Genomic DNA, 20,697 nt, shown 5'->3' with positions numbered 1-20,697 from the left:
GGCACCTTACCAACCAAGCGCTCGCTTGGTAAGGTCTCGGACATGACGGAGGCTTATCTGGTCGAGGCGGTCCGCACGCCCGTCGGCCGGCGCGGCGGCGGGCTGAGCGCGATCCACCCGGCCGACCTCGGTGCGCATGTGCTCAACGCGCTGGTCAAGCGCAGCGGCGTGGACCCGGCGGCGGTCGACGACGTGATCTTCGGCTGCGTCGACGCGCTCGGCCCGCAGGCGGGCAACATCGCTCGCACCAGCTGGCTCGCGGCCGGGCTGCCCGAGCACGTGCCCGGCGTGACCGTCGACCGGCAGTGCGGTTCGTCGCAACAGGCTGTGCATTTCGCCGCGCAAGCGGTCATGTCCGGCACCGCCGACCTCGTGGTGGCCGGGGGCGTGCAGAACATGAGCGCCATCCCGATCTCCTCGGCCATGCTCGCCGGACAGCAGTACGGCTTCGACGACCCCTTCCGCGGCTCGACCGGCTGGCACGCGCGCTACGGCACCCAGGAGATCAGCCAGTTCCGGGCGGCCGAGCTGATCGCCGCCGAATGGGCGCTGACCAGGGAGGAGATGGAGCGGTACGCCCTGGAGAGCCACCGCCGGGCCGCCGCCGCCATCGACAGCGGCCGCTTCGAGCGGGAGATCGAGCCGATCGCCGGAGTCTCGGCGGACGAGGGCCCGCGCCGCGACACCACGCTCGAGAAGATGGCGTCGCTGCCCACCCTCAAGCCCGGCGGTGTAGTCACCGCCGCCCTGGCCAGCCAGATCTCCGACGGCGCGGCGGCCCTGCTGATCGCCTCCGAGCGCGCGGTCGCCGAACACGGACTGCGCGTCCGTGCGCGCATCCACCACCTGAGCGTTCGAGCGGACGATCCTGTCTACATGCTCACCGGCCCCATTCCGGCGACCGAACACGCGCTGCGCAAGGCGAAGCTCACCATCGACGACATCGACCTCGTCGAGATCAATGAGGCTTTCGTACCCGTGGTGCTCGCCTGGCAGCACGAGACCGGCGCCGACCTGGCCCGCGTCAACCCCCTCGGCGGCGCGGTGGCGCTCGGCCACCCGCTCGGCGCGACCGGGGCGCGGCTCATGACGACGCTGCTGCACGAGCTGGAGGCGCGCGGCGGCCGGTACGGTCTGCAGACCATGTGCGAGGGCGGGGGTACGGCCAATGTCACCATCATCGAGCGCCTCTGACCCGCGGGCCGCCCTCGTCACCGGCGGCACCCGCGGCATCGGCCGGACCATCGCGGCCCGGCTGGCCGCGGAGGGGTACCAGGTGATGGTCTGCGGTCGCAACGATCCGGGCGACCTGCCCGACGGCGTGTCGTTCCACCGCGCGGATGTGCGCGAACCCGAACAGGCCGCATCGCTCGTCGCCGCCGCCGTGGACGCATTCGGCCGGCTCGACCTGGCCGTGAACAACGCGGGCGGCGGCCCGCCGGTGCCGGCCGCGACCGCCTCGCCCAACCTGGTCACCGCGATCGTCCGGCTCAACCTGCTCGCGCCGTTCTTCGTCGCGCAGGCCGCGAACGCCGTCATGCAATTACAGCCGTCCGGCGGGCTCATCGTGAACATCGGCAGCGTGTCGGCCCTGCGCCCCGCACCGGGCACCGCGGCCTACGCGGCGGCCAAGGGCGGCCTCGAGGTGCTCACTCGCGCGCTCGCTTTGGAGTGGGCGCCGCGTGTGCGAGTGAACACCGTGACGGCGGGCGTGGTGCGCACCGACGACAACGCCGCGCACTACGGCGACGAGGCGGCGCTGGCGGCGGTCGCGGCGACGGTACCGCTGGGGCGCATGGCCACCCCGGACGACGTCGCCGACGCGGTGCTGCTGCTGGCCTCGCCGCTGGCCGGGTACGTCAACGGCGCCTCGCTGCTCGTCGACGGCGGCGGCCAGCTCCCCCGCTACTCGGACGCCGCGCACGCATAGCGGTGCACCCGGCTTTTCGCCCGGTTGCACGCTCGCCGACCGGGCGCCGTGCGCGTTCGGCGGGCATTACGATCCCGCGCATGGTTCGGTCCTCCCCCCTCGCGGCGCGCGTTGACGCGTTGCTGCGGGCCGTCGCCGCGTTCGACGTCGACGGGTTCTACGCCGCCTTGCCCGCGATCGCGCAGAGCGCCGGGGAGGCCGCGCCGGAAGAGATTCAAGCTGCTCTGGTACGGCTCGAGCCCGCACTTCGCCCCGCCACCTTCGCCCTCGGCGGCGGCCTGGCGGGGCTGCTCGGGCAGATGGCGTGGAACGGCACCGATCCGGCCGCCGTCATGCATTTACTTGCCGACCGCGCGGCGGATGTACTCGAACAGGCCGTGCGTTTCCGCGCGCTGCACCGCGAGGCGCTCGGCGACCCGCCGTCACCCCGCGACCAGGACGCGGCCGGCGCGGTGCTGGAGCGCTTCGTCGGCTCGGCCCAGCGCCGCGGCATCGACCCCGACGCGGCGGAGATGCTGGTCCAGGCCTGGTTCTGCGCCGAGGAGTGGGTGCAGCCGGTGCTGTACCTCTGCCAGCGGGCCGAGGTCCGCGCGAACCTGCCGCAGCGGGAGCGCCTGACCGCGGCCGTGGCCGCCACCCGCGAGCTCTACGGAACGGCGTCCTGGCTGTGGGGCCTGCTGCGGGTCGTCGACAACGAACAGCTGATCGTGCTCGACCGCGATTTCGCTCGTACCGGCCGTGGCTACCGCATCACCGTCGGCGGCATCGGCGACAACTTCCAGCTGCACATCCTGCTCGCCGCGACCCTGATCGGCGACCCGGGCCGCGGCCTGCTGCCCGGACGCCGCCCGACCGCCGCCGAGTTCGTGGCCGCGACTGACGGCAACCCCCAACCGCCGGGCGGCATCCGCGGCTGCTGGAACCTGGTCGACGCCCGCGGCGAGTGGATCTGGAACGAGGGCACCCCGGCCGACATCCCCCGCCTCGACGGCGTGCGGCTGATCGCCCTCGACCGCGAACCGTACGCGCGCACCTGGAACGCCGGGCGCGTGTACCCGCGCATGGCGCCGCGGATCCTCATCGACGGCGCCCTCTCCCCCGGCGAGGCCGCACACTGGCTCGGCCGGATCGGCGCGCCACGCACGTAGTCAGGCCGCGTAGCCGCCGTCGACGTCGAGCCGTCGGGTCAGGCCGCGTAGCCGCCGTCGACGCCGAGCCGAGCCGTCGCGGTCAAGCCGTCCGCGTAGCCGCCGTCGACGCCGAGCCGTCGGGTCAGGCCGCGTAGCCGCCGTCGACGTCGAGCTTCTGGCCGGAGATGAAGCGCGCGCGATCGCTCGCCAGGAAGCAGACGGCCTCGGCGATGTCCACGGCCGCGCCGAACGTGCGCAGCGGGATGTTCGCGCGGGTCACCGCGAGGGCGTGTTCGTTCAGGTCGCCGTTGGCCATGAGCCGGGTCGCCATGCCGTCGGTCAGCATGCCCGGGCCGACGCAGTTCGCGCGGACGCCGAAGCGGCCCTCCTCGGCGGCGATACCGCGTACCAGGGCCTCGACCGCGCCCTTCGGGACGGCGGACAGGCCGTCGCGGACCGGGAAGCGGCGCGTCGCCGCCGTGGTCACCGCGACCAGGCTGCCGCGGCTCGCGCGCAGAGCGGGCAGGGCGGCGTGCACGATGTTGTACGCCCCGAGCACGTCCTGCGCGATCTGCTCGGCAAACCGTTCCGGGGCGACGGTGCTCAGGTGCATCATCGGCACATGGGGACCGGCCGCGTGCACGAGCGTGTGCACCTCGCCGGCCGCTTCGATCAGGGTCGCGCACGCCGCCGGGTCGGTCAGGTCGGCGCGGACGGCCGTCGCGTTCGGCAGCGCGGCGGCCAGTTCCTCGGCGGCCCGAGCGTCCGAACGATAGGCGAGCACGACCGCGCAGCCGCGAGAGGCGAGCATGCGCGCGATCGCCGCGCCGATCCCGCCGGTGGCCCCGGTGACGACCGCGACGCCGGCACGGGCGGCGAAATCCTGCTCCATGGCGGCTACGTTACCAAGCAAGCGTTTGGTAGAGTACCGGCCGTGGAGCTGAAACTCGGGGTCATGCCGGCGCACGGCGGCGCCGATCCGGCCACCGTCGCGCGGTTCGTGCGGCTGCTGGAAGAGCTCGGCTGCGAGTCGGTCTGGGCCGTCGAGCACGTGGTGGTGCCGGACGCCTACGACAGTTCGTACCCATACGATCCGACCGGCCGGATGAGCCTCGGACCGGACGACGACATCCCGGACCCGTTGCACTGGCTGACGTTCGCCGCCGCGCACACCACCACGCTGCGGCTCGGCACCGCGATGCTGATCCTGCCCGAGCACAACCCGGTGGACCTGGCCAAGCGCCTGGCCACCGTCGACGTGCTCAGCGGCGGCCGGCTCCTGGCGGGCATCGGCGTCGGCTGGCTGCGCGAGGAGTACGACGCGCTCGGCGTCCCCTTCGCCGAGCGCGGCGCCCGCGCGGACGAGTACCTCGAGGCGATGCGCGCGCTGTGGACGCAGAAGCCCGCACGGTACGACGGCCGCTTTGTCTCGTTCGGCCCCGTCCATTCCCGCCCGCGCCCGGTGCGCGGCACGGTCCCGATCGTCGTCGGCGGCCACAGCCTCGCGGCGGTGCGGCGCGCGGCCCGGCTGGGCGACGGCTGGTACCCGCTCGGCGTGCGCGGCGAGGAGTTCGCCCGCCTGCGCAACGCACTGCGCGAGGAGTGCACGGCCGCGGGCCGCGACCCCGACGAGGTCGAGGTGACCGCCCGCGCCCCGGGCGACCGCGGCGAACTCGAAATGCTCCGCTCCCTGGGCGTCGCGCGCGTCGTGATCCGTGCGGACCCGAACGACCTGGTCGGGGTGCGGGACAAGGTGCGTCGCTACCAGCGAGAGGTCCTCGGAGCATGAGAACGGTCATCATCACCGGCGCCGGCCAGGGCCTCGGCCGCGCGCACGCCCTTGCCTTCGCCGCGACCGGGCACCACGTCGTCCTCAACGACCTCAGCCCCGACCGCCTCGACGCCGTCGCGACCGAGTGCGTGGGCGGGAAGGTGACCGTCGCGCCCGGCGACATCGCGGACTGGTCGTTCGCGGCCGAACTCGTGCAGACGGCGATCCGGGCCTCCGGTCGCCTGGACGCGCTCGTGAACAACGCCGGGCTCGCGCGCGATCGCATGACCACGAACGTGACCGAGGACGAGTGGGACTCGGTCATCAGGGTCAACCTGAAGGGGCACTTCGCGCCGCTGCGGCACGCGTCGGCGTACTGGAAGGGGCTGGCCAAGTCCGGCACCCCGGTGGCCGCGCGCATCGTGAACACCACGTCGGGCGCCGGGCTCATGGGCAGCGTCGGACAGGTCAGCTACAGCGCCGCGAAGGCCGCCGTGGCCGCGATGACGCAGGTCGCCGCGGTCGAGCTCGCGCGATACGGCATCACGGTGAACGCGATCGCGCCGAGTGCGCGCACGCCGATGACCGAGGACGTGTTCGCCGACGCCATGCGCGCGCCGGAGTCGGGCTTCGACGCGATGGCGCCCGAGAACGTGTCGCCGCTCGTCGTGTGGCTCGCCTCGGAGGAGGCCGGCTTCGTCACCGGCCGCGTGTTCGAGGTCTCCGGCGGCACCGTGAGCGTCGCGGACGGCTGGCAGCACGGCCCGGCCGCCGACGTGGGCCGCCGTTGGGACCCGAACGAACTCGGCCCCGTCGTGCGCGACCTGCTCGCCCGCACACCCGAACCGGCGGCCGTCTATGGCGCCTGAGTTCCGCGACGAGGTGCGGGCCTGGCTGGCCGCACACCTCACCGGACGGTTCGCGCCGCTCGTCGGCAGCGGTGGGCCCGGGCGCGAGCACGAGCACCTTGAGCTGCGCGCCGAGTGGGAGAAGGAGCTCGGCGCCGGAGGGTGGATCGGGCTGGGCTGGCCGCAACCGTACGGGCGCGGCGCGTCCATCGCCGAGCAGGTCGTGTTCTTCGAGGAGTACGCGCGCGCCGGCGGGCCCGGGCGGCTCAGTCACATCGGCGAGTACCTGCTCGCGCCGACGCTCATCGCGCACGGTTCACATGAACAGCAAGCGCGCTTCCTGCCGCCGATCGCGCGGGCCGAGGAGCTGTGGTGCCAGGGGTACTCCGAGCCCGAGGCCGGCTCCGATCTCGCCGGGGTGCAGACGCGCGCGGAACTGGCCGGGGACCGGTGGCGCATCGATGGACAGAAGGTCTGGACGTCGCTGGCGCACATTGCCGACTGGTGCTTTGTGCTCGCACGCACCGGGCCGGAAAAGCGCAAGGCCGGCCTCTCGTACCTCCTTGTGCCGATGCGGCAGCGCGGTGTCGAAGTACGGCCGATCGTGCAGCTGACCGGCACCTCGGAGTTCAACGAGGTCTTCTTCGACGGGGCGGAGACCGACGCCGACCTGGTCGTCGGGGCGCCCGGCGACGGCTGGAAGGTCGCGACGAGCACCCTGGCCTTCGAGCGCGGTGTCGCCACCCTCGGGCAGCAGCTGGGGTTCGCCCGCGAGCTGGAGTCCATTGTGGAGCGGGCCCGCACCGTCGGTACCATGGAGGATCCTGTTTTTGCGGACGGCGTCATGCAAGCCTGGGCGGGATTGCAGGGCCTGCGCCACCACGCCCTGCGCACACTGTCAGCGACCGAGCCCGATCCGACTGCGGCGTCGGTGGCGAAGCTGTTGTGGGCGAACTGGCACCGCGACCTCGGCGAACTGGCCATGGCGGCGGAGGGGCCGGCGGCCACGGTCGCGCGGGCGGCGCCGTACGACCTGACCGACGCGCAGCGGCTGTTTCTGTTCACTCGCGCGGACACGATCTACGGCGGTTCGAACGAGATTCAGCGCAACATCATCGCCGACCGTCTCCTCGGCCGCGTCCCCCGATCGTAGGAGTGTCCACTGTGGAGCCGTTCGCCGGGGAGTTCACACCCGAACAGATGGCGCTGCGCGAGTCGGTGCGCGGGTTCCTGGCCTCGCCCGGGTACAGCTGGGCGCGGCTCACCGGCGAGCTCGGCCTCACCGCGCTGGCCGTCGGCGAGGAGCACGGCGGCTTCGGCGCCACGGCGGTCGAGGCCGGCATCGCCCTGGAGGAGGCCGGCGCCGCCCTGCTCACCGCCCCGCTGCTGTCGACCACGGCCGCGATCCTGGCCCTGGACCCGGCGTCCGACCTGCTCAAAGGCCTGGCCGAGGGCACCTCGATCGGCGCGCTGGCACTCGGCGGCAACGTCGAGGCGCGGCCGACCGCGCAGGGTACGGTCCTCGACGGCCGCGTCCACCACGTCCTCGACGGCGACGCGGCCGACCTGCTGCTGGTCGAGAGCGACGGCGACCTGTACGCGACGGACGCCGCGGTCGTGCAGCCCGTGCCCACTGTGGACACCACGCGCAGCCAGGCCACCGTGATCCTGACCGCCGCCCCGGCCCGCCTGGTCGCCCCGGCCGGCGCCGCGCACGGCCTGGCCGTCATGCATGCATTGCTCGCCGCGGACTCGGTCGGCGTGGCCCGCGCGGCGCTGCAGTCCACCATCGACCACTTGCGCACGCGGCGTCAGTTCGGCGTGCCGCTCGCGTCGTTCCAGGCCCTGCGGCACCGGGTCGCCGACCTGTACGTGCTGCTCGAACAGGCGACCTCCACCGCGCGCTACGCATTGCGCGTGTTCGGCACCCCCGAGTTCGCCCTGGCCGCGCCCCTGGCCAAGCTGGCCGCCACCGAGGCCGCGTGGACGGTCACGCGCGAGTCGATCCAGCTGCTCGGCGGGATCGGGTTCACCTGGGAGCATTCCGCGCACCGGTACCTCAAACGCGCAACCGCCAACCACCTGCTCTTCGACGACCCGCCGGCGCTGCGTCGCCTTCTGCTCGCGCGCGCGTTCACCTGATTGCGTGATTCGTCACCCAAACGACCGCGTGCCGCCCGCGATCGCCCGGCGGAGGCGTGCGCCTCCGCGCAGATCTGGCCAGATCGGCTAACGTCGATATACTCCGGTACATGAGACGTCCATTGGTCATCGTCGGCGCGTCCATGATCGCCGTCGCCACCGCGGCCGCACCCGCCTCTGCCGCGTCCAGCGCCGCCTCGTCCAGCGCCGCTCAGGTGCGCGCGTTCGGCACGGTGGTCGAGGCCGAGTCGTACGACGCGCAGCACGGCGTCCGCACGTTCACCGACCCGGCGGCATCGGGCGGCCGCGCGGTCGCGTTCTCCCCCGGCGACCGCCTCCGCCTGAGCGCGGTCGACTTCGGCGCGCCGGGCCAGGCCAGCGGATACGCCACGTGGCGCTCCTGCTCGACCGGCCCCGGCACGATCGACCTGCGCCTGGACTCGCCGACTGCCACCCCGTTCCTGACGTTCACGATCGGCACGACGGGCAACTGCACGCAGTGGTACCAGTCCAGCCTCCGCCTCGGCCTCGCCACCACCCCGACCGGCGTGCACGACCTGTACATCACCGCCGCCGGCGCCGACCGCTGCGAGTTCTACCGGCTCGACAGTTTCCAGATGATCAAGCAGACCAGCCCGCCGATCCCGTAACGATCACGTGAGCCTGCGCCGGCGTCGGCGCCCCGGCCGTCGATCCAGGTGCCGCGCCGCCAACCGGGAGCCGGAGCCGAGACGCGGCCGGGAGTCCGAGGCGCGCCGCTCACGCCAGCGGGCCCGCGTCATAGGCGTTACCGCGAACCGCGCCGCTCACGCCGGCGGGCCGGCGTCATAGGCGTCACCGCGAACCGGGCCGCTCACGCCGGCGGGCCGGCGTCATAGGCGTCACCGTAAACGGGGCCGATCCCGGCGGCGGGCTCTCCTCGCGTGTCGAGCAGCCGGCGCAGGACCTCGGCCACGCCGACGGCGATGACCGGCATCTCACCCACGAGCCCGTACCTGTCCCAGAACGCGTCGTAGTACCGCCCGGCGCGGGCCGGGTGCAGATCGACCACGACGAGCGAGGCGGTGCCGCCCGGGCCGGTCTCCGCGAACACGAAGCACCCGTTCGTCAGGTCATCCGGCTGCGCGGCCGCCACCTCCGCGGCGAGTTCCGGCCCGAGCAGCCGCGGACTGGCCGGGACGAGCTGTTCGGGCCCGCTGATCGTCCATGCACCTTCGAACAGGATCGCCCCGCCGCACGCTTCGTAGAAGAGGCGGAGATCGTCCGGAACGCGCAGCCCAGGGACCGGCCCGACCGGCGGCAGCAGGCGGCACCCGCCGTGCTGCGCGATGTCGGCGAGGACGGTGAGCAGGGACGCGCGTTCCACAACGCGGAAATGTACCGAACCGCCGGCGTGAGAGGCTTGCGCGCATGCGATCGATCAACGAGCGGTACTTCGAGGACTACGTGCAGGGCGCGGTGCACGATTACGCGCAGGCGGTCGAGACGGTCGACGAGGCGGAGATGCTCGCTTTCGCGCGGCGGTTCGATCCGCAGCCGATCCACGTCGACGCGGAGTACGCGGCCGGGGGGCCGTTCAAGGGGCTGATCGCCAGCGGCTGGTTCACGGCCGGGCTGCTCATGCGGCTGTTCGCCGACAACTACCTGTCCCGCGTGGCCAGCCTCGCCTCGCCCGGCGTCGATGAGCTGCGATGGCCGGTGCCGGTGCGCGCGGGTGATCGGCTGTGGCTGCGGGCGACGGTCGACCTGGCGCGCCCCTCGAACAGCAAGCCCGACCGCGGCATCGTGCGCACCCGGTGCGAGCTCATCAACCAGGACGACCAGGCCGCGCTGACCTGCGTCGCCGTCAACCTGCTGCTCAAACGGCCATAGCCACCCGCGCGATCGACCGGGACCGCCGTCAAACGAGCGCGAAACGGCCGAAGACCGCCGTCAAACGAACGCGGAACGGCCAAAGGCAGCCGTCAAACGAGCGCGGAACAGCCGAAGACCGCCGTCAACCCGACTCAGCAACGGCCAAAGGCAGCCGTCAACCCGACTCGGCAACGTCCGAAGGCAGCCGTCAACCTGACCCGGCAACGTCCGAAGGCAGCCCACCAAGGCGCAGGGTGAGCACATCTGTCGTTTCGCGCAGGACCGACAGCACGTTTGCGTCCGCTTCGGCGAAGATCTGCGCGTAGTCGCGCTCCCCCGCCGCCAGATCGACCGGGAACGCCAGCCGCGGGCCGTCCAGGGAGAACTGTGCGTCCACGCCGGGCTTGTTGCCGCGCGGGTCCTGTTTGTGCCAAGCGCCGTCCAGGTACACCGCCGCCAGACCGTGCAGCACGAAGCCGTCGCCGGTGGACAGGCGCTGGTAGCACAGCCCAGCCGGTACACCCGAAGAACGCCACAGCGCGGCGAGCAGGTGTGACTTGGCGAAGCACAGGCCGACCCGGTGCTCGAGCACCTCGGATGCGCGAACGGTCACCCGTGGGTCGTCGGCGTCGAAGGAGTGGCGCACCTCGTCCCGCACGAATTCGTATGCGGCCTGCGCGAACGAGCGGTCCGAGGGGTGCGAGGAACGCAACCGCGCAGCCAAGGTGCGCACGGCCGGATGCGGAACCTGCACGATGTCGTCAGCGGCGAGGTACGGATCGTGCGACACGTCACGCAGCCTAACCGGCCGGCCGGCGACAGAGCTCAGACCGCAGGCCGTGGAAAGTGCGGTCGCAGGTTCGCGGCCGTGAGCCGGTCCAGGGCGCGGTCCGGCAGGATGCGCGCGAGCCGGGTCATCAGCGCCGCGTCGCGGCCGATTGTGTACCGGGTGCGCGGGTTACGCACGGTCGCGGCCCTGGCGATGACCTGCGCCGCGAAGTCGGCGGTGCGGCCCGCTCTGGTGAAGGCGTCGGCGTGCGAGACGACGGCCCGCATGAGGTCGCCGTAGCGGGAGCGCTGCTCGCCGGTCATGTCCGCGGCCAGCCTGCCGGCGGTCGCGGCGCCGCGTTCGTTCATCTCGGTGCGGACGCCGCCCGGCTCGACGACCACGACCTGGACGCCGTGCGGGGCCAGCTCGCGGCGCAGGGCGTCGCTGACCGCTTCGAAGGCGAACTTGCTCCCGGCGTACGCGCCGTACGCCGGCATCGCGATGCGGCCGCCCACCGAGCTGATGTTCACGATCCGGCCGCGGGCGCGCAGCAGGGCGGGCAGGAGGGCCTGGGTCATGGCGATGTGGCCGAACAGGTTGACCTCGAACAGCCGGCGCCACTCGGTCATCGGCAGGGTCTCGACCGGCGCGTTCACGGCCACGCCGGCGTTGTTCACGAGGGCGCGCAGCGGGCGGTCGCCGATGCGCGCGGCGAGCGCGGCGATCTGGTCCGGCTCGGTGATGTCGAGGATCACCGGCTCGATGCCGGCCGCGCGGATCGCGTCGCCGTCCTGCTCCCGCCGTACGCCGGCCAGCACGTGCAGGCCGCGCCGGGCCAGCTCGCGCGCGGTGGCCGCACCCATGCCGGTGGACGCGCCGGACACGATCGCGATCTCATGTGACGTTGTCATGTGAAAAACGGTAGCGGCGTTCATGTGACGCTGTCAACCGTAGAATGGGCGGCATGATCGCCCGTGCCGAGACGGCCGCCGCCACCCGCCGAGCCCTGCTCGATGCCGCCGCCGAACTGCTGGACGAGGGCGGGACGGAGGCGGTGACGCTGCGCGAGGTCGGCGCGCGGGCGGGCGTGAGCCGGGGTGCGCCGTACGGGCACTTCGCCGACAAGGAGAGCCTGCTGACCGCGGTCGCGGCCGAGGCCTGGGACCGCATCGGCGCGCAGGTCCAGGCGCTGCGGGCCGATCCCGCGCTGGCGCCGACCGAGAAGCTGCGGCTGGGACTCGCCGGACTGATGGCCCTCGGGCGCGGTCAGCCTCACTTGTACCAGCAGATGTTCCACGTCCCCACCGGCGACCCGACCGTCGTGGTCCGGGCGGCCGAGCGCAGCCAGGACGAGTTCCTCGCCATCGTGTCCGAGGTGACCGGGCCGGCCGACGCGCGCCGCTACGGGGCCCTGCTGCTGACCAGCGTGCACGGCATCACGGGAATGGACGTGAGCGGGCACCTCGGTACGGACAAATGGCGGACGACGGCCGAGGAGCTGCTCGACACGCTGGTCGCGATGGTGGCGGGCCGGGCCGCCTAGAGCAGCGCGAAACTTTCAGAAACGAGCAGGAACGAACAGGAACGATGCGCGGACCCGGCCGGAGGCGTTGACGCGGCGGAAGGGTGCGGCGGGACACTCGGCCGCGTGGACATCGTGGTGGCGTTCGAGGGCGAGGGCTCCGGCATCGCCGAGCTGACCTGGGGACAGCGCGACGTGTGGGACCTGATGCGGCGTACCGGCAGGACGATGAACATCGGCGGCACCGTCCCCGCCGCGCCCGGCGAGACGGTCGAGCACCTGGCCGCGCTGCTGCGGTTCATCGTCGGGCGGCACCAGGCGCTGCGCACCCGGCTGGTCCCGACCGAGGGCGGGCCGCCGCGGCAGGAGGTGCACGCTTCCGGCGAGATCGTGCTCGAATGTGTCCACGCCGGGCCGGATGCGGCGGTGACCGCGGAGGTGCTGCGCGTCCGGTACCAGACCGCGCACTTCGAGCCGTTCGCCGAGTGGCCGGTGCGCATGGGTGTCGTGCTCGACGGACAGACTCCGACGCACGTGGTGCTCATGTACTACCACGTGCTCGTCGACGGGTTCGGCATCGACGCGATCGTGCGCGATCTGGCCAACTTCGACGGTCAAGGCGACAGTGGCGCACCCGTGCAGGGTGTGCGGCCGCTCGAACTGGCCGCGCAACAACAGGAGCCGGCCGCGATCCGGCAGAGCGAGAAGGCGCTGCGCCACTGGGAGCGTCAACTTGCGCGCATCCCCGCGATCGCGCACAGACAGCCGCTCGATCCGGGACTCGGACAGCCGCGGCACTGGGAGGTCGTGTGCGAGTCGCGCGCACTGGCGCTCGCGGTGCGCGCGATCGGGGCGCGCACCGGGCTCGCGTCCGGGCCGATCCTGCTCGCCGCGTACGCGAACGCGCTCGCCCGCGCGGCCGGAACGAGCACCGCGGCGATCCAGGTCGTCGTCAGCAACCGGTTCCGGCCCGGGTTCGCCGAAGCGGTGACCAGCCTGCGCCAGTTCGGCATCTGCGTCATCGAAGTCGCCGAGCCGGCCGAGGAGGCGATGCCGTTCGACGACGTCCCGGCGCGGAATCGGACGGCGGCGCCGTCCGATGACGTCGCCGCGCAGGCCTGGAGGGCGGTGCCGTTCGACGACGTCGCGGCGCGGGCCTGGGCGGCGATGCTCGGGGCGTTCAAGCACGGCTACTTCGACCCGGCCGGCCTGCCCGCCATCGCCGAGCCGGCCTGCGTGCTCAACGACCGCCGCCGGGCCGTCGACGACACCGACGGCCAGGTCCCCACGGCGGCCGAGATCCGCACCGCGCGCATGGACACCAGCGTCCGGTGGGGTGTGCGCGAAGCGACGTACGACGCCACGTTCTACCTGCACCTGGAGGACGAGCCGGGCCGGATCGTGTACACCCTGTGGGGCGACACGCACCGCTACGCGCCCGAGGTCATCGACCGGTGTGCACGGGATCTGGAGGCGGCGGTCATCGATGCGGCCCTCGCGCCCGCTACCGTGGACGCGTGAGGAGCAGAGTGGTTGCCTGCGCCGTGCTCGGCGCCGGCTGGCTGGTCGCGGTCGTCATGCTCACTCGCGCGGTGCTCGCCCGGGTCGTCGGCGGGACGGACAATCAGCCCGATCCGATCACCGGGCGGCTCCAGTTCGTGCTCGCGATCGTGCTCATCGCCGGGCCGCTGATCGTCGCCGCCGTCGCCCGCTGGCTCAAGGTCGCCCGGTTGCCGCAGATCGCGCTGATCGTCGCCGGCGTCACCGTGCTGCCGGCGGTCATCGTCGGGCTGGCCGGGTCGCGCACGCTGCAGACCCCCGAGCCCAAACCGACCCACCGGCAGTGCGTCGTGCTCAGCGGCGGGACCAACACCTGCCCGGGCGGCTGAAAAGCGCGGAACGCGAAGGCTCACACACGGAACGTCGCTAAAGCTGAAAGCGCCGGAACGCGAAGGCTCGCACACGGAACATCGCTAAAGCTGAAAAAGCGCCGCAACGCGAAGGCCCGCACACGGAACGTCGCTAAAGAAGATTTAAGAACGGACTTTCCAAAAAATGTAATCGGGACGGCGGACCGCGCCTGGCAACGATCTTCCAGAGAGCGCTCTCTAAGTTTTCCTTTGGTCTCTTGAACTGCATATGGGCGCTTTGAATACTGGCTGCGCACCCGAGCCTAAGAAAAGGATCGACATGCGCAGTGAAGGACAGCGCGGCGCCCAGAGCCGCACTGCAAGGCGCAAGACCCGCGTGCTGATCGCCGCCGCGGCCGTTGCCGTGGTCGGCGGGGCCGGGGGCGTGTACATGGCGACCGCCAGCGCGGACGAGAACTCGGCGCCGAAGCTGGAGGCCGAGGCGTTCTCGGCCCAGTCCGGCGCGCAGACCGAGGGGACCCGCGACGCGGGCGGCGGCAAGAACGTGGGCTGGCTCGCCAACGGCGACTGGCTGCAGTACGACAACGTGACCCTGAGCGGGGCGGACCTGAGCGTCCGCATCGCCGCCCAGAACAAGGCCGGCGGCTCGATCGAGCTGCACCTCGGGTCGCCGACGGGCCAGCTGCTGGCGTCGTTCCCGGTGACGTACACGGGGAACTGGCAGACGTGGAAGACCGTCACGGCCACGGCCACCAGCGTCCCGGCCGGCAAGCAGACGGTCGTCGCGGTGATGAAGAGCGCCCAGCAATGGGACTTCGTGAACATCAACTGGTTCACCCTGGGCAGCGGCGGTCGTCCGCCCGCCACGGCGACCGTCGCGCCGCCCACGACCAGCGCACCCACGCCGACCACGCAGGCCAGCCCAACCACTGGCAGCGGCAACACCGGAGGCAACACCGGCACCGCAGGCTGGGTGGACGTCGACCAGGCAGCCTGGCAGCAGCAGCTCGCCGCGTTCGACAAGCTCCAGCAGCTGCCCGTGCCCGCCGGTACGACCAGGGTCTCGGAGTTCCACACGGACTGCTCGGTGTCGGGCGAGGCGCCGGACGACCCGATCGTGTTCCCCGGACTCGCCGGCGCGTCGCACATGCACACGTTCTTCGGCACGAAGGTCACCGCGAACAGCAAGCCGGCCGACCTGTTCGCGCAGAGCACCAACTGCAACGCCCCGGGCGACAACAGCGCCTACTGGGTGCCGCAGCTGCAGAAGAACGGCCAGCCGGTCAAGATGAAGAGCTTCCGGGTGTACTACGGGTCGCGCCTTCCGGACCCGTCGGTCACCAAGCCGTTCCCGCCCGGACTGGTCATGATCAGCGGTGACGCCAAGAAGCAGACGCCCACCCAGAAGGGCGCGCCGGGGCAGTTCTGGTGCGCCGGCAGCGCGGAGGTCGGCCGCAGCGCCGACGGCAACTGGCCGGTCTGCGCACCGGGCGGCAACCTGATCTTCCAGCTGACGTTCGCGGACTGCTGGGACGGCAAGCACATCGACTCGCCGGACCACAAGTCGCACATGGGCAACGCGGTCAACGGCAAGTGCCAGGGCAACTTCCCGGTCGCGATCCCGAACCTGTCGTTCATGGTCAACTACGACTCGCTGGGCGGCGACGGTCTGGCGCTGTCCTCCGGGATGGCCTCCTCGATGCACGGCGACTTCATGAACGCGTGGAAGCCCGAGAACCTCGGCCCGCTGGTCAAGGTCTGCCTCGACGCCCACGCCAAGTGCGGCACCACCCCCTCGTTCACCGGCGGCTGAGCCGTCCCGGACGAACCGCGGGCGTCCTCCACAAGGGGGGCGCCCGCCTTTTTTCATCTGTCGGAAACCCAGGTCGGGCGCGCAGAGGGTAAGGTCCCGTCATCTTTGACGACGTAGATCCTTTCATCGGCACCGCCGCGACCGACCTGCCCAAGGCGCATGGTCTGGCCGCCAGCTGGTGGTGGCCGAAACCCCAGGTCGGCAACACCCATCCGGGCGCCACCTCGCCCCTGGGCATGGTCTCCGCCTGCGCGTACTCCGGCGCGTACCCGACGGGCTACGGAAGGTACAAGAAAAACACGGAGGGCGTGCCGGAGCTGCTGTTCGACCGGTTGCAGGCGTCCGGCTTCACGCACTTCCAGCAGTCCGGCACCGGCGCGATCCGCAAGTACTACAACTACGTGCGCGTCACGCCGATGGTCCAGCAGCTCGACGCGCTCGGCGAGTCCTGGCCGCTGCGCGACGAGGTGGCGGAGCCGGGGTACTACGCGGCCACCCTCGACACCGGCGTGCGCTGCGAGATCACGGTGGGCGAGAAGGTCGCCGTGCACCGCTACACGTTCCCGGCCAGCAGCTCCGCCCGCATCGTCATCGATCTCTCGTGCGGCGGGCTGGCGATCGAGCTCGGCCGGACGGTACCGCTGCGGGCTCATGCGGAGAGCCTCGGGCACGGCAAGGTGCAGGGCACGGTCGTGATGGAGGGTGTGCCGCTGTCGGTCCATGCCGAGGTGGAGAGCCCCGGCTGGCGGCAGATGCTCTGGTACGACCGGCGGCTCATCGACGGCGGCACGCGCCTGGACTTCGACAGCATCCGGCACACCACCATGCGCCCGTTCGGCATGCTCTTCATGGGACCGACGAAGGCCGGGCAGACGGTCGAGATCCGGCTGGGCTTCTCGCTGCGCGGCTGCGAGCAGGCCGCGCGCAACCTGCACAAGGAGTGCGGGGAGGAAGAAGAGGCCTTCGACACGGTACGGGAGGCGACCCGCGACCGCTGGCGCGAGCACCTGGGCCGGGTGTGGGTCGACGGTGGCACGCCGGCCCGCCGCACGGTCTTCGCCACCGCGCTGTACCACTCGCTGATCAAGCCGTGCTTCGCCGACGACGAGAGCCCGTTCTGGCCGAACTCCGGGCCGTTCGCGTTCGACGTCTGCACGATGTGGGACATCTACAAGACGCAGCTGCCGCTCCTGGCCGCGATCGCGCCCGACCGCGCATCCGATCTGCTCGAATCGCTCATCCGGGTGTGCGAGGAGGAGGGCAACTTCCCCATCGGGTACCGCATGGCCCGCGGCGCCGACCGCTTCTTCCGCCAGGCGAGCACCCTCGCGCACACCGTGCTCGCGGACGCGCACGCGCTCGGCCGGGCGCCCCTGGACTGGAACTGGGCGCTCGTGCACATGGTCGACGACCTTCGCCGCATGTACGGCGAGGACTTCTTCGAGCACGGCATCGTCCACCCGATCAGCCACACCCTCGACCTCGCCTACGCGCACCACTGCACGGCCAAGGTCGCGCGGGCGCTCAACGACGTGCACCTGGCCGAGGACCTGGAGCGGCGCAGCCGGCACTGGATCAACGCGTTCGACCCGGTCACCGGCCTGCTGCGGGACTCGGAGTTCTACGAGGGCGGCAAGTGGAACTACTCGTTCCGCCTGCTGCACGACATGGCCGCCCGGATCGCCCTCGGCGGCGGCGACGCGGAGTTCATCGAGAACCTCGACAAGTTCTTCGGCTTCGGCGCCCCGCCCGTCACCCAGCCGGGCCGCCGCCCGCAGCCCGCGGAGATGCTCGCCGGGTACGCCCTGAACCGCTTCGAGGGCCTGAACAACGAGCCGGACATGGAGGCGCCGTGGGCGTACCACTACGCCGGCCGCCCGGACCGGACCGCCGAGATCGTGCACGCGGCGCTGACCTGGCAGTTCGGCACCGGCCCGGGCGGGCTTCCGGGCAACGACGACTCCGGCGGGCTGAGCTCGTGGTACATCTGGGCCTCACTCGGCCTGTTCCCGATCGCCGGGCAGAGCCTGTTCCTCATCAACGCTCCCGCGTTCGAGCGAGCTGCCGTGCAGGTCGACGGCGGGGAGTTCATTGTGGAGACAAGCGGACACCGCTCGACGCCCATCGGCGCGGACGGGCTCGACGGTGCCGCGCCCCCGCAGTACGTGCAGTCGGTGAGCCTCAACGGCAAGCCGCTGGACGCCACCCACATCAGCGCCGCCGAGATCCACCGGGGCGGCCGGCTGCACGTGCGGCTCGGCCCGGAACCGTCCGGCTGGGGCCGCAAGCACCGGCCGCCGTCGGCCTCCGACCAGGCGTTCGCAGCGAAGGAGACCAGGTGACGTACATCAACCGCCGCCTCGTCATCGTGGTCCGGGCCGATCCGGTCATCTGCGGCCACTCCGGCGAGGCGCGCAACCTCGCCGAGGTGGCGCTGCAGCGGGGCTTCGACGACGTGCGGCTGCTGACCTGGCCGATCCCGGCGCTCCAGGCGGCCGGCCTGCCGCTCAAGCCGCTCGATCGGCTGCTGCCGTACAGCCCCGGGATCACCGTCGAGCGGCCCGAACCGGTCGGCGACTACCGCGTGCCCGACGGCCGGTTCCTCGCCGGGCTCACCGGCCGGCTCACCGAGCTGCTCATGGAGCCGGTGCCGACCACGTGCCTGTCGATGTACCTGGTGCCGCACTCCACCGTCGTCGCCGACGCCGTCGCGGCCACCCGCGCGGCCGGCTTCAACCCGGACGTGCGCACCGTGGCAAAGGCGGTCGGCTCCGACGTCACCAACGTGATCCGCTCCTGCCTGCGCGAGGGCCGGATGGGCGCGGCGGTCGCCCTGTTCACCACGTTCCTGGGCAACGACGAGCTGGTCGCGGTCTCGGAGTACACCCGCGACGAGATCGTGGCCGCGGCCGAGCAGGTCGACGCCCGCTGCGGCACCCGGTTCGCCGAGCAGTGCCGCCGCCGGGTCACCATCGGCTACCCGCCCATCGACGCCTCGGCCTACCTCGATCTCGACCCGGCCGCCGTCGACCTCGAACTGCAGCGGCGGGGCCTGGAGCGGGACGGGTACATCCTGTTCCTGTCCCGGGTCGCCCGCGCCAAGGGCATTCACGACCTGATCAACGCGTACCGGAAGATGCGCTGCCGGCCGAACGTGAAGCTCGTGGTCGCCGGCAACGGCCCGGCGCTGGAGGAGGTCCGCGCCCTGGCCGCCGGCGACGACCGGATCATCTTCCTGACCGACGTCGACGACGCCGAGAAGCCGCTGCTCATGCGGGGTTGTGCGGCCTACGCCCTGCCGACCCGCCCGGAGCCCGACTTCGTGGAGACCTTCGGCATCGCCCTGGCCGAGAAGATGCTCGCCGGTGGCGGCCCCGTCGTCACCACCCTCACCGGCGGCACCGGCGAGGCGGTCGGCGACACGGCGGTCATCGTCGAGCCGTTCGACGTCGACGGCCTGGCCGCGGCCCTGGACCGGGTCATCCTGGAGATGCCCGCGGCCGAGCGCGCCGAGCGGGAGACCAAGGCAAGGGCCTTCGCGATGGCCTTCGAGCGCACAGCGGTCTTCGATCGGCTTTTTCCGGATACGGTACCGTCCGTGCGGTGACCGACTACCGCTCGCTCGGCGAGTCCGCCTGGGCGTGGGTGCTGGACCAGGTGCAGGACGCCGACGGGCCGTGGCTGCCCGAGACGGTGCCGGGTTCACTCAAGGACGATCGGGACTCGCTGTACGCCGGGATCGCGGGACTGGCGCCGGTGCTGGCGGAGATCCGGCAGTACCGGCGATGGTCTTCGAAGGAATCGGCGCTGGCGGACGCGATCGCGACCCGGCTGTCCCGCGAGGCCCTGACGCGCACGGACGTGTCGCTCTTCGACGGCCTCGCCGGGGACGTGCTGGCGTTGCGGCTGCTGTCGCCTGGCGCCGAGTCGCTGCCCGTGTCCCGCCTGACCGCCGCGCCCGAGTACTACGACGTCATCTCCGGCACCGCGGGAGTGCTGCTGACCCTGACCTGGCTCGGCGCCCCGACCGGGCCGCTGGCCGCCGCGCTGGCGGCCGGGGGCGAGCCGGCCGAGGGCGGCCTCGACTGGCGGATGAGGCCCGGCCACCCGTCGAGCAGCCCGAACTTCTCGCACGGCACGGCGGGCGTGGCGGCGGCGCTGGCCCTGTCCGGTGCCGTCGACGCCGCGGTGCAGGGCGCGTCGCATCTGCTGGCGATCGCCGACCTGTCGGACGGCGGGTTCGTGCTGGAGCACACCATTCCGCGCTCGAAGCGGGAGGTGGAGCCGGTGACGTACAACTGGTGCCACGGCCCGGCCGGCACCTCACATGTCTTCGCCGCCCTGGCCCACGCCGGCGTCGAGTCGGTGGGCGGCCATTCGGTGGTCGAATTGCGGCGGCGGTGCTTGCATTCGGTGCTCACTTCGGGCGTTCCCGAGCGGCTGCGGCCGGGGTTCTGGGACAACGACGGACGCTGCTGCGGCACGGCCGGCGTGGGCGACATCCTGCTGGACGCGGCGCAGTCCCTCGCCGACGAGCAGTACCTGGCGGGCGCCCGGACGATGGCGGACGCCCTGGTGTCGCGGGCCGTCGACGGCCGGTACTGGCGGTTCGTGGAGTACCGGATCGAGGAGCCGCTGCTGCCCCCGGGCACGGGCTGGATGCAGGGCGCGGCGGGCATCGCGGCGTTCCTGCTGCGTCTGGAGCGGGTGCTGGAGTCAGGCCTGGGCGCCCCGATCGTGGACCGCCCGGACAACTGGTTCGCGGTACCGCAGGCCCTGCGCGTCGCCTGACACCCGGCGTCACGGCCGGTCCTGCTCGATCATCGAGTGAAAGAACCGGATCGTGGCCGCACAGGCGGCCGCGCCGGCCAGCAGGCTCTCCGGCACCGAGTGCCGGGCGGCGGCGGTCCACCACCCGGCGGCCGCACCGGCCAGCACGCCGAGCAGGACCACGACGGTCGTGCGGAGGCTCACCAGGCCCCGGCCTTGCTTCGCCTTCTGTCTCATGACCCCGACCATGCCGGGTCCGCCGTCCACGCCGGTCCGC

21 protein-coding genes are annotated in these 20,697 nt (G+C 72.2%); 16 read left to right on the top strand and 5 right to left on the bottom strand.

Annotated features, from left to right (window positions below; all coding sequences use genetic code 11):
- The first annotated feature begins 42 nt into the window (after positions 1-42).
- The 3 genes from ACQPZ4_RS17165 (at position 43) to ACQPZ4_RS17155 (ending at position 3,078) form a co-directional block, all read left to right on the top strand.
- Complete coding sequence (locus ACQPZ4_RS17165) at positions 43-1,194, top strand: acetyl-CoA C-acetyltransferase (protein WP_433061726.1); 1,152 nt, start codon at positions 43-45, stop codon at positions 1,192-1,194.
- Positions 1,169-1,930 (top strand): SDR family oxidoreductase, encoded by a 762-nt coding sequence (locus tag ACQPZ4_RS17160; RefSeq protein ID WP_433061723.1) that lies wholly within the window; start codon positions 1,169-1,171, stop codon positions 1,928-1,930. Before ACQPZ4_RS17165 ends, ACQPZ4_RS17160 begins: the two co-directional genes overlap by 26 nt.
- 80 nt (positions 1,931-2,010) lie before the next feature.
- Positions 2,011-3,078, top strand: coding sequence for a hypothetical protein (locus ACQPZ4_RS17155; RefSeq protein ID WP_433061720.1), 1,068 nt, complete (start codon positions 2,011-2,013; stop codon positions 3,076-3,078).
- Positions 3,079-3,202: 124 nt separating this feature from the next.
- On the opposite strand, the gene ACQPZ4_RS17150 is transcribed toward ACQPZ4_RS17155, so the two are convergent.
- Positions 3,203-3,952: an SDR family NAD(P)-dependent oxidoreductase gene (locus ACQPZ4_RS17150; RefSeq protein WP_433061717.1), complete on the bottom strand. Its 750-nt coding sequence runs from the start codon at positions 3,950-3,952 to the stop codon at positions 3,203-3,205.
- 42 nt (positions 3,953-3,994) lie between these two features.
- Here ACQPZ4_RS17150 and ACQPZ4_RS17145 point away from each other — a divergent pair, with 42 nt between their 5' ends.
- The 5 genes from ACQPZ4_RS17145 (at position 3,995) to ACQPZ4_RS17125 (ending at position 8,471) form a co-directional block, all read left to right on the top strand.
- Entirely contained in the window at positions 3,995-4,849 is an 855-nt protein-coding gene (locus ACQPZ4_RS17145) for an LLM class F420-dependent oxidoreductase (protein ID WP_433061714.1), read from the top strand.
- On the top strand, positions 4,846-5,700 hold the full coding sequence (locus ACQPZ4_RS17140; RefSeq protein ID WP_433061711.1) for an SDR family oxidoreductase: 855 nt from the start codon (positions 4,846-4,848) through the stop codon (positions 5,698-5,700). The genes ACQPZ4_RS17145 and ACQPZ4_RS17140 overlap by 4 nt, the downstream gene beginning before the upstream one ends.
- Complete coding sequence (locus tag ACQPZ4_RS17135) at positions 5,690-6,832, top strand: acyl-CoA dehydrogenase family protein (protein ID WP_433061708.1); 1,143 nt, start codon at positions 5,690-5,692, stop codon at positions 6,830-6,832. The genes ACQPZ4_RS17140 and ACQPZ4_RS17135 overlap by 11 nt, the downstream gene beginning before the upstream one ends.
- Positions 6,833-6,834: 2 nt before the next feature.
- The gene (locus ACQPZ4_RS17130; RefSeq protein ID WP_433061705.1) at positions 6,835-7,821 is read left to right on the top strand and encodes an acyl-CoA dehydrogenase family protein; all 987 of its coding nucleotides are present in this window, start codon (positions 6,835-6,837) and stop codon (positions 7,819-7,821) included.
- Between the two features lie 110 nt (positions 7,822-7,931).
- The gene (locus tag ACQPZ4_RS17125; protein WP_433061703.1) at positions 7,932-8,471 is read left to right on the top strand and encodes a carbohydrate-binding protein; all 540 of its coding nucleotides are present in this window, start codon (positions 7,932-7,934) and stop codon (positions 8,469-8,471) included.
- Between the two features lie 203 nt (positions 8,472-8,674).
- Here the strand turns inward: ACQPZ4_RS17125 and ACQPZ4_RS17120 are convergent, their stop codons facing one another.
- A complete protein-coding gene (locus ACQPZ4_RS17120) occupies positions 8,675-9,187 on the bottom strand; it encodes a hypothetical protein (protein WP_433061700.1) in 513 nt (170 codons plus the stop codon).
- A gap of 44 nt (positions 9,188-9,231) precedes the next feature.
- Here ACQPZ4_RS17120 and ACQPZ4_RS17115 point away from each other — a divergent pair, with 44 nt between their 5' ends.
- A complete protein-coding gene (locus ACQPZ4_RS17115) occupies positions 9,232-9,693 on the top strand; it encodes a MaoC family dehydratase (protein WP_433061697.1) in 462 nt (153 codons plus the stop codon).
- A gap of 190 nt (positions 9,694-9,883) precedes the next feature.
- Here the strand turns inward: ACQPZ4_RS17115 and ACQPZ4_RS17110 are convergent, their stop codons facing one another.
- Both ACQPZ4_RS17110 and ACQPZ4_RS17105 read right to left on the bottom strand, forming a co-directional pair.
- Positions 9,884-10,465 carry a transglutaminase-like domain-containing protein gene (locus ACQPZ4_RS17110; RefSeq protein WP_433061694.1) on the bottom strand — a complete coding sequence of 194 codons (582 nt, stop codon included), beginning with the start codon at positions 10,463-10,465 and terminating at the stop codon, positions 9,884-9,886.
- A gap of 35 nt (positions 10,466-10,500) precedes the next feature.
- Positions 10,501-11,355 (bottom strand): SDR family oxidoreductase, encoded by an 855-nt coding sequence (locus tag ACQPZ4_RS17105; protein ID WP_433061691.1) that lies wholly within the window; start codon positions 11,353-11,355, stop codon positions 10,501-10,503.
- 53 nt (positions 11,356-11,408) lie between these two features.
- Between ACQPZ4_RS17105 and ACQPZ4_RS17100 the strand changes: the two genes are divergently transcribed.
- The 7 genes from ACQPZ4_RS17100 to ACQPZ4_RS17070 all read left to right on the top strand — a co-directional run bounded on the left by ACQPZ4_RS17100 (position 11,409) and on the right by ACQPZ4_RS17070 (position 20,441).
- Positions 11,409-11,987, top strand: coding sequence for a TetR/AcrR family transcriptional regulator (locus tag ACQPZ4_RS17100; protein ID WP_433061688.1), 579 nt, complete (start codon positions 11,409-11,411; stop codon positions 11,985-11,987).
- Between the two features lie 105 nt (positions 11,988-12,092).
- Entirely contained in the window at positions 12,093-13,487 is a 1,395-nt protein-coding gene (locus ACQPZ4_RS17095) for a condensation domain-containing protein (protein WP_433061686.1), read from the top strand.
- On the top strand, positions 13,484-13,855 hold the full coding sequence (locus ACQPZ4_RS17090) for a hypothetical protein (RefSeq protein WP_433061683.1): 372 nt from the start codon (positions 13,484-13,486) through the stop codon (positions 13,853-13,855). Before ACQPZ4_RS17095 ends, ACQPZ4_RS17090 begins: the two co-directional genes overlap by 4 nt.
- Before the next feature lie 301 nt (positions 13,856-14,156).
- A complete protein-coding gene (locus tag ACQPZ4_RS17085; protein WP_433061681.1) occupies positions 14,157-15,650 on the top strand; it encodes a DUF1996 domain-containing protein in 1,494 nt (497 codons plus the stop codon).
- 101 nt (positions 15,651-15,751) lie between these two features.
- Complete coding sequence (locus tag ACQPZ4_RS17080) at positions 15,752-17,992, top strand: glycoside hydrolase domain-containing protein (protein WP_433066552.1); 2,241 nt, start codon at positions 15,752-15,754, stop codon at positions 17,990-17,992.
- Positions 17,989-19,257, top strand: coding sequence for a glycosyltransferase (locus ACQPZ4_RS17075; protein WP_433061679.1), 1,269 nt, complete (start codon positions 17,989-17,991; stop codon positions 19,255-19,257). The genes ACQPZ4_RS17080 and ACQPZ4_RS17075 overlap by 4 nt, the downstream gene beginning before the upstream one ends.
- Entirely contained in the window at positions 19,254-20,441 is a 1,188-nt protein-coding gene (locus tag ACQPZ4_RS17070) for a lanthionine synthetase LanC family protein (RefSeq protein WP_433061676.1), read from the top strand. The genes ACQPZ4_RS17075 and ACQPZ4_RS17070 overlap by 4 nt, the downstream gene beginning before the upstream one ends.
- Positions 20,442-20,450: 9 nt before the next feature.
- Here ACQPZ4_RS17070 and ACQPZ4_RS17065 read toward each other — a convergent pair whose 3' ends face one another.
- The gene (locus tag ACQPZ4_RS17065) at positions 20,451-20,657 is read right to left on the bottom strand and encodes a hypothetical protein (RefSeq protein WP_433061673.1); all 207 of its coding nucleotides are present in this window, start codon (positions 20,655-20,657) and stop codon (positions 20,451-20,453) included.
- Positions 20,658-20,697: the final 40 nt, after the last annotated feature.

The organism is Dactylosporangium sp. CS-033363, assembly GCF_050942475.1.
Taxonomy (GTDB): domain Bacteria; phylum Actinomycetota; class Actinomycetes; order Mycobacteriales; family Micromonosporaceae; genus Dactylosporangium.
The sequence above is the reverse complement of the archived record's forward strand: the minus strand, read 5'-3'. Positions and strand labels throughout refer to the sequence as shown.

Bases quoted from the DNA above. Each gene is read 5' to 3' on its own strand.
- ACQPZ4_RS17165 (WP_433061726.1), top strand. From the start codon at position 43: ATGACGGAGGCTTATCTGGTCGAGGCGGTCCGCACGCCCGTCGGCCGG.
- ACQPZ4_RS17160 (WP_433061723.1), top strand. From the start codon at position 1,169: ATGTCACCATCATCGAGCGCCTCTGACCCGCGGGCCGCCCTCGTCACC.
- ACQPZ4_RS17155 (WP_433061720.1), top strand. From the start codon at position 2,011: ATGGTTCGGTCCTCCCCCCTCGCGGCGCGCGTTGACGCGTTGCTGCGG.
- ACQPZ4_RS17150 (WP_433061717.1), bottom strand. From the start codon at position 3,952: ATGGAGCAGGATTTCGCCGCCCGTGCCGGCGTCGCGGTCGTCACCGGG.
- ACQPZ4_RS17140 (WP_433061711.1), top strand. From the start codon at position 4,846: ATGAGAACGGTCATCATCACCGGCGCCGGCCAGGGCCTCGGCCGCGCG.
- ACQPZ4_RS17135 (WP_433061708.1), top strand. From the start codon at position 5,690: ATGGCGCCTGAGTTCCGCGACGAGGTGCGGGCCTGGCTGGCCGCACAC.
- ACQPZ4_RS17125 (WP_433061703.1), top strand. From the start codon at position 7,932: ATGAGACGTCCATTGGTCATCGTCGGCGCGTCCATGATCGCCGTCGCC.
- ACQPZ4_RS17115 (WP_433061697.1), top strand. From the start codon at position 9,232: ATGCGATCGATCAACGAGCGGTACTTCGAGGACTACGTGCAGGGCGCG.
- ACQPZ4_RS17105 (WP_433061691.1), bottom strand. From the start codon at position 11,355: ATGACAACGTCACATGAGATCGCGATCGTGTCCGGCGCGTCCACCGGC.
- ACQPZ4_RS17100 (WP_433061688.1), top strand. From the start codon at position 11,409: ATGATCGCCCGTGCCGAGACGGCCGCCGCCACCCGCCGAGCCCTGCTC.
- ACQPZ4_RS17085 (WP_433061681.1), top strand. From the start codon at position 14,157: ATGCGCAGTGAAGGACAGCGCGGCGCCCAGAGCCGCACTGCAAGGCGC.
- ACQPZ4_RS17065 (WP_433061673.1), bottom strand. From the start codon at position 20,657: ATGAGACAGAAGGCGAAGCAAGGCCGGGGCCTGGTGAGCCTCCGCACG.